The organism is Nitratidesulfovibrio oxamicus (assembly GCF_015731765.1).
Lineage (GTDB): Bacteria > Desulfobacterota > Desulfovibrionia > Desulfovibrionales > Desulfovibrionaceae > Cupidesulfovibrio > Cupidesulfovibrio oxamicus.
Map to the genome: position 1 here is coordinate 1 of NZ_VRYY01000068.1, position 7,641 is coordinate 7,641.

The 7,641-nt window shown below is 68.0% G+C and carries 4 protein-coding genes; 2 read left to right on the forward strand and 2 right to left on the reverse strand.

Going from position 1 to position 7,641, the window contains the following annotated elements:
- The coding region (locus FVW20_RS03205; RefSeq protein WP_196608271.1) for a lytic murein transglycosylase at positions 1-1,253 on the forward strand (1,253 nt) is incomplete at its 5' end.
- Positions 1,254-1,441: 188 nt separating this feature from the next.
- Entirely contained in the window at positions 1,442-5,437 is a 3,996-nt protein-coding gene (locus FVW20_RS03210; RefSeq protein WP_196608272.1) for an ATP-binding protein, read from the forward strand.
- A 57-nt stretch (positions 5,438-5,494) separates the two neighbouring features.
- Here the strand turns inward: FVW20_RS03210 and FVW20_RS03215 are convergent, their stop codons facing one another.
- On the reverse strand, positions 5,495-6,589 hold the full coding sequence (locus FVW20_RS03215) for an amino acid ABC transporter permease (RefSeq protein WP_196608273.1): 1,095 nt from the start codon (positions 6,587-6,589) through the stop codon (positions 5,495-5,497).
- A 102-nt stretch (positions 6,590-6,691) separates the two neighbouring features.
- Positions 6,692-7,558 (reverse strand): transporter substrate-binding domain-containing protein, encoded by an 867-nt coding sequence (locus FVW20_RS03220; RefSeq protein WP_196608274.1) that lies wholly within the window; start codon positions 7,556-7,558, stop codon positions 6,692-6,694.
- Positions 7,559-7,641 lie beyond the last annotated feature (83 nt).

Below are 7,641 nucleotides of genomic sequence, written 5' to 3' on the forward strand. Positions count from 1 at the left end.
GCGCCCGGTTCCGCCGAGCGGCCCTGTGGCGCGCGCTGGCTTCCGCCGCGCTGTGCGCCCTGCTGATGACGGGGTGCAGCGGCACCCGGCAGGCTGCCGCGCCGGAAAGCACGGCCATCACGCCGCACCCCGGCGAGGTGCGTGTGGAAGCCGCCGTTCGCCCCCCCGAAAAGCCGCTTGCCTCCGACAGCCCCGCCGCCTGCTGGAACCCCCTGCTGGGCCGCCTGGCTGCTGACGGCGTGTCCGGCGGGCGCATCGACGCACTGTTCGTCCGACTGGGCGATGCGGTTTCACCAGACCCCATGGGCCGCAAGGTCAAGGAGCTGTACACCACCAAGTTCCTGCGCCCTGCGCCGCAACCCGCCCCGCCCGGCCAGAAACCCAGGCCCGTGCGCCCGCCCATGTACCCCGGTGTGGTCACCGACGAGAACGCGGCCAAATGCCGCGCCTTCCTGACGGAAAACGCCCGCTGGTTCTCGCTGGCGGAATCGCGCTACGGCGTGCCGCGCGAGGTGGCCGTGTCGCTGCTGTTCGTGGAAACGCGCCTGGGCACGGCCCTGGGCAAGGGCAACGCCTTCCGCAACCTGGCCGCCATGGCCGCTGCGGACAGCCCGGACATGGTGCCCGACTACATCGCCGCGCTGCCCGGTGCGGACGGCAACCTGGACTGGATTTCGCTGCGCATGCGCCAGAAGTCGGACTGGGCCTACCAGGAGCTGAAGGCCCTCATCCGCCACGCCGACGCGCTGGGGCAGGATCCGCTGACCATGCCCGGCTCCATCTACGGAGCCGTGGGCATCTGCCAGTTCATGCCCACCAATATCCCGGCCTACGGCGTTGACGGTGACGGAGATGGCCGCGTGGACCTGTACACGGTGGGGGACGCGGTGTTCAGCCTGTCCAACTATCTCGACAGGCACGGCTGGCAGCCCGGCATGCGGCGCGATGCGCGCTACAACGTGCTGAAGCGCTACAACAACAGCGCGGCCTACGCCAACACCATCCTGGCCCTGGCGGACAAGGTGGCGGCCCCCGCCAAGACGCAGTCACCCTCTGTCAAGACGCAGTCGCCCTCTGTCAAGACGCAGTCGTCTTCTGTCAAGACGCAGTCGCCCTCTGCCAAGACGTCAGCGGCCCGTGTGAAGTCCACCGCACCGGCCAGGCCCGCTACAGCCGATGCCGCCGGGGCCGGGCACCCGGACGGAAAGGCTGCCGCCGGGGCGAGCGCGGCCACGGGGGCGACCACCAGATAATCGTCGCCAGCCTTCGGATGCCCTTTGTTCAGGGCTCATGGGCGGTGCTTCCTCCCGGGCCGCTCCTGGTGCCCTTTGCATCGTCCCGCATCGCCCATGCGGGCAGGCATGGCCGGGCCGGCAGAGTAATAATTGTGGGCGGATTTTCCGGGAGCTAGCTTCGGGCATTGCCGACTGAAGGAGGCCCGATGTCCGCCACGCCATCCGTCGTTCCGCCTGTTCCCGATTCTTCCTCCGAACCAGGCATCACGCCATCATTCGGCAAGGCCCCCCCCGTATCGCCCCACGGCCTGCTCGCGGCGCTCGTCATTCCCTTTGTGGCGCTGGCGCTGCAATGGGCGCTGTGGGGCTACATCCGCCCCTATGTGTGGTTTCTGTTCTACCCGGCGGTGTTTTTCAGTTCCTGGGCGGGCGGCATGGTCGGGGGCCTGCTGGCCACGGTACTGTCGGCGGGCATCGTGGTGTTCTTCTTTATTCCTTCCCAATTATCCTTTGAGGTGCCGGAGCCCATGAGCCTGGTCGCCGTGGCCATGTTCCTGGGCATGGGGTTCATGTTCAGCCTGCTGCAGCAGCGCCTGCGCGAATCCACCCACCGCGCGGGCAAGGCCCTGGAGGCGCAACGCGCCGCACACGACCGCATCCGCGAGGCCAACGCCAACCTCGTGGAGGCCAATGCCGAACTGACGGCCCTGTACGAGAAGACACGCGAACTCGACGAGTTGAAGACCCGCTTCTTCGCCAACATCAGCCACGAACTGCGCACGCCGCTCACGCTGCTGCTGGGGCCGCTGGAACGCCTGCTGGGCGAAACGCCAGAGGACGACGACCGTCAGCGCGTGTTCGGGTCCATGCTGCGCAACGCCCGGCTGCTGCACCGCCACATGGACGACCTGCTCGACCTGTCGCGCGTCGATGCGGGTTCCATGCTGATGTGCTACGCCGAGGTAGACCTTGCGGCGCTGGTGCGCTCCACGTGCGCCTACTTCGAAACCATGGCGGAGCAACGGGGCATGCGATACGCGGTGCAGGTGCCGCTGCGCCTGTCGGCGCAGGTGGACCCGGACAAGTTCCGCCGTATCCTGCTCAATCTGCTCGCCAACGCCTTCAAGTTCACGTCGGACGGGGGCCGCGTGGCAGTGTCGCTTGAAGCGGGCGACGGCCACGCAACGCTTGCCGTGAGCGATGATGGCCCCGGGATCCCGCAAAACCTGCGCGATGCCGTCTTCGAAAGGTTCCAGCAGAGCGGGGAGGGGGAGCGAGGGCTGCATGGCGGCACGGGGCTTGGCCTCGCCATCGTCAAGGAGTTTTCGGAATTGCACGGCGGGCAGGCCAGCGTGGGCCGGGGCGCGGAAGGGGGGGCGCTGTTCCGGGTGCGGCTGCCTCTTGCCGCGCCGCCGGGCACGGAAGTGGCCGCCGCGGATTCGCCAGGTCTCTCCGCGTCCCTGCATGCCTCTGCGGCGGGGTGGGCCTGCGCGGCGACAGGGGCGGCGGACGAACTTCCCGACGGCCACGGGGACGCACTGGTGCTGGTGGTCGAGGACAACCACGACATGAGCGATCACATTGCGGGCATCCTGCGGCCGCAATATGCCGTGGCCAGGGCCTACGACGGCGAAGAGGGATTGCGCAAGGCGCTGGACCTGCGGCCAGACCTCATCGTGTGCGACGTGATGATGCCCCGCGTGGATGGCCAGCGCATGGTGGAGCAGATGCGCCGCTACCCCGGCATGGCCGACGTGCCTGTGCTGATGCTGACGGCCAAGGCCGACGACGAACTGCGCGCGCATCTGCTGCGCGGCGCGGTGCAGGGCTTCATCCAGAAGCCCTTCACGGCGGGAGAACTGCTGGCCAATGTGCACGGGCAACTCATGGAACGGGCCCGGCACAGGGCCGAACTGGACGAAAGCGAGACGCGCTTTCGCGCCACCTTCGAGCAGGCGGCCGTGGGCATCGCGCTGGTGGGCACGGACGGGCGCTGGCTGCGAGTAAATGGCAGGCTGTGCGCCATCGTGGGGTACACGCCGGAAGAACTGCTTGCCCTGCGCTTTCAGGACATCACCCATCCGGAACACCTTGATACCGACCTTGCGCAGGTGCACCGCGTGCTGGATGGCGAGATAGATACGTATACCCTGGAGAAGCGTTACTTGCGCAAGAGCGGCGAGCCGGTGTGGATCAACCTGACCGTGGCGCTGGTGCGCAAGCCGGACGGAACGCCCGACTATTTCATTTCGGTGGTGGAAGACATTCAGGACCGCAAGACCTCCGAGCGCCGCCTGGCGGAAAGCGAAGCGCGTTTCCGGCTGGTGGTGGAGAACGCGCCCGAGGCCATATTCCTGCAGAAGGCGGGCCGGTTCGCCTACGCCAACCCGGCAGCCATGGCGCTGTTCGGCGTGGGTGACCCCAAGGAGATCATGGGGCGCGCCGTGCTGGACTTCATCCATCCCGAAGACCGTGAAAAGGTAACCGAGCGCATCCGCCAGTTGAACGAGGAGCATCGCACCGCGGCCCAGAGCCACGTGCGCATCCAGCGCCGTGACGGCACGGTGGTGGACGGCGAGACCTCCGCCGTGCCCTTCCGCATGGGGACGCAGGATGGCGCGCTGGTCTTCGTGCGCGACATCGGCGAGCGGCTGCGGGCGGAGCGGGAGATACGCGACCTCGCGCGCTTTCCCGGCGAAAATCCCAACCCGGTCATGCGGGTCAACCCGGATCTCGTGCTGCTGCACGCCAACCGGTCCAGTGATGCGTTTCTCAATTGCTCCGGCGCGCGGGTGGGCGGCCCCTTCCCCGAACCGTTCGCCGGGGTGGTGGCCGAGTCCTTGCGCACCTGGATTCCGCATACCTTCGAGGCCCAATGCTGCGACCGCGTCTACGCCATGACCGTGAACCCCATCGCCGACGGCGGCTACGCCAACATCTACGGCATGGACATCACCGAGCGGAAGAACGCCGAACTCGAACTGATCAACGCGCGCGAGGCGGCAGAGTCCGCCACCAAGGCCAAGAGCGCATTCCTGGCCAACATGAGCCACGAACTGCGCACCCCCATGAACGGCGTGCTGGGCATGCTGCAACTGCTGGACGCCACCCCGCTCGACCCGGAGCAGCGCGGCTACGTGCAGGTGGCCCACGCGGCGGGCAGCAACCTGACGCGGCTTCTGGGCGACCTGCTGGATCTGGCCCGGGTGGAGTCGGGACGGCTGGCCATTCGCGAAGAGCCGTTCGATTTCGCGGCACTGGCGCAAGATGTGCTTGTCGTGCTGCGGCCGGAGGCGGACCGCAAGGGCATCGTGCTGGAGGCGGCTGCGGACGGCGTGCCGCGTGCCCTGCTGGGCGATCCGCAGCGCATCCGCCAGATGTTGCTGAACATCGTGGGCAATGCGGTGAAGTTTACCGACAAGGGGTACGTGCGGCTGCTGGCCCGCTTCGAACCGGCAGCCGCGCGGGGCGGGCGGGGCACGCTGTGCATTGCCGTGGAGGATACCGGCATCGGCATCCCCGGCGACATGCTGGGCACCATCTTCGAGCCGTTCACCCAGGTGGAGGACGCCGTGTCGCGCAGGCATGGCGGGGCCGGTCTGGGGCTGTCCATCGTGCGGCGCATCGTGGACCTGATGGCGGGCGAGGTATCCATGACCAGCACGGAGGGGCGCGGCACCACCGTGACGTTGTACCTGCCCGTGGCCGAAACGGACCGGATGCCCGAGTCCGGGCCGACGCGCAACGGGCTGGCCGATCCGCCCGTGCGCCAGGGGCGTCTGCTGCTGGTGGAAGACGACCACGTGAACCGGCTGACCGTACTCTGGATGCTGGAGAAGCTGGGGTACGAGGCCCTTGCCGTTGGGAATGGCGCGGAGGCGTTGAAGGCGTTGCGGGAAGGGCGCTTCGACGCGGTGCTCATGGACGTGCAGATGCCGGTCATGGACGGCCTGCAAGCCACGGCGGCCATCCGCGGGGCCACGGACCTGCCGGGCGGGGCAGGGGTTCCGGTCATCGCCCTGACTGCCTATGCCATGGAAGGCGACCGCGAACGGTTGCTGGCGGCGGGCATGGACGACTACATCGAAAAACCGGTGGATGTGCAGGCGCTGCGCCGGGTGCTTTCCCGCTTCGTGGGCGTGCCTGAATCTCCGGCGTCATCCGATGCGGCCCCCACTGCGGAGCCACCGGACAATCCCTAGGTCTTCAGGAACGGCCCCGCGGCAACGGCGGGGCGGCAGGACGGCGCCGCGTGCGGGCTACATGGCCCGGCGCAGGCGCCGTTCCACATGGCGCGCCGCCAGTGAGCAGGAAAAGGTCAGCACCAGGTACAGGGCCGCCACCGTGAGCCATATCTCGAAGGTCAGGTAGGTGGCGGCCATCAGCTCCATGCCCTGAAAGGTCAGCTCCCGGATGGAGATCACCGACAGAATGGCAGAATCCTTGATGGTGGAGATGAACTGTCCGGCCAGCGGGGGCACGATGAGTCGAAAGGCTTGCGGCAGGATGACGTGGCGCAGTTGCTGCCGCCGGGTCAGCCCCGTGGAGGCCGATGCCTCCCACTGGCCGCGCTCCACGCCTTCCAGTCCGGCACGCACGATTTCGGTGATGTAGGCGCCCTCGTACAGTCCGAGGACCACGACCCCGGAAAGGAATACCGGCAATTGGCCGGGTGGCGCCAGCAGCAGGGAGGATGCCCGCGCCAGCCAGTCCTGCATGGGCAGGTACAGTTGGGGGGGCAGCGCGTCCGCCACGCCGTCAGTCACGGGGGCGAACAGCCCGGCCAGAAGCGGGGCGAACTGCGAACTCACGAAGAAGTGAAAGATGAACACCAGCACCAGAGGCGGCAGGTTGCGCACCCCTTCCACATAGGTGCGCGCCACCATGCGTCGGAACAGGCGCGGGCTGGCCCGCAGCAGGCCCATGCCGGTGCCGATGCACAGGGCCAGCAGGGTGGACCAAAAACCCAGGCGCAGCGTGACCAGCAGCCCCTGGGTCAGCGTGCCCGGCACCCAGCCTCCCGCCGTTCCCTGTACCCCCTGCGCCACCTGTTGCGTGTCGTGCCGCAGCAGAAACTGCCACACCACCCCCCAGTTCCACTGGTAGTCCAGGCGGCCAGCCGCCTGCCAGTACAGCCATGCCCCGGCGCAAAGCAGCAGGGCCAGCAGGATCGCGTCCAGCCGCCTTGCCGCAGGGGGCGACAGAAAGGCCTCCACGGCGGTGGGCGCTTCGGGCGTGCGGTCAAGGCGCGCGGCGTCGTCCCCGTGTTCCTGATGCGGAGGACGCGCCAGACGCGGAGGAAAGGCCGGAACGTTGTGCTCCGGCGGCAGGGCCGGGAACGGGCGGGGACGCATGGCACTCCGGTGCGTGGCAGGTGGCGTGATGCGGCGGGTGAAAGGCCGCACGGCGCGCCGGGCCTCATGTACAGGCCCGGTGCGTCGCGTGGCGGCGGCGGGCTATTTCAGCCGCGCCTCCCACTCGTTGGTTTCGAACCAGTAGTGCTTGCGTTCCTTCAGCCAGCCCTCGGCCTCCATCAGGCGAATCCAGTTGTCGAACACGTTCAGGGTGTCCACGTCGCCCTTGCGCACGGCAAAGGCCACCGGTTCGCTGGTGAAGGTGCCGGGCACCGGCAGGAACAGCCTGTCCGGGTTCTTCAGCACTTCGAAGGCGGGCAACGGCGCACTGGAAACCATGGCGTGGGCGCGTCCGGACAACACTTCGTGAATGGCCGGGGCCTCGTCGTCGAACAGGCGCAGCGTGGCCCGGGGGAAACGCTTTTTCGCCGCCGCCGCCGCCGTGCTGCCGGTGCGCGCGGCTATGGTCACCTGGGGCTTGTCGAAGTCGTCCAGCGTGGTGAAGCCTTTGGCCGTGGCGCGGTTGGCCATCAGGGCCATGCCCGCGTAATCGTAGGGAATGGTGAAGTTGACCTTCAGATTGCGGTCGGGCTTCACACTCATGCCGCCGATGATCACGTCGAACTTGCCGGTAAGCAGGGCCGGAATGATGCCAGACCATTTGGTGGGCACGAATTCCACCTTCACGCCCAGGTCTTCCGCCAGTCGGGTGGCCACATCCACCTCGAAGCCGATGAACTTGCCGCTGATATCCTGCATGGCCCACGGCACGAAGGTGGAAAAGCCCACCCGCAGCACGCCGCGCTCCAGCACGCCCGCTATGACGCTTTCTTCGGACAGTTTCTGGCGTACGGATGCGTCTGCCGCATGGGCGGGGGCGTGCGGCGTCAGCAGCGCCGCAAGCACCAGCAGGACGGCCAGCAGCAGGGCCGCGCCGTGGAGACGGGCAGGGGATGGTGTCGTATGCATGAAGATGCCTCCGTTGCGTGGCGCGCATTGCGGCGCGCAGGCTGCGCCACGGCGGCATGGTGCCGCCGGTCGGCGGGGTGGCC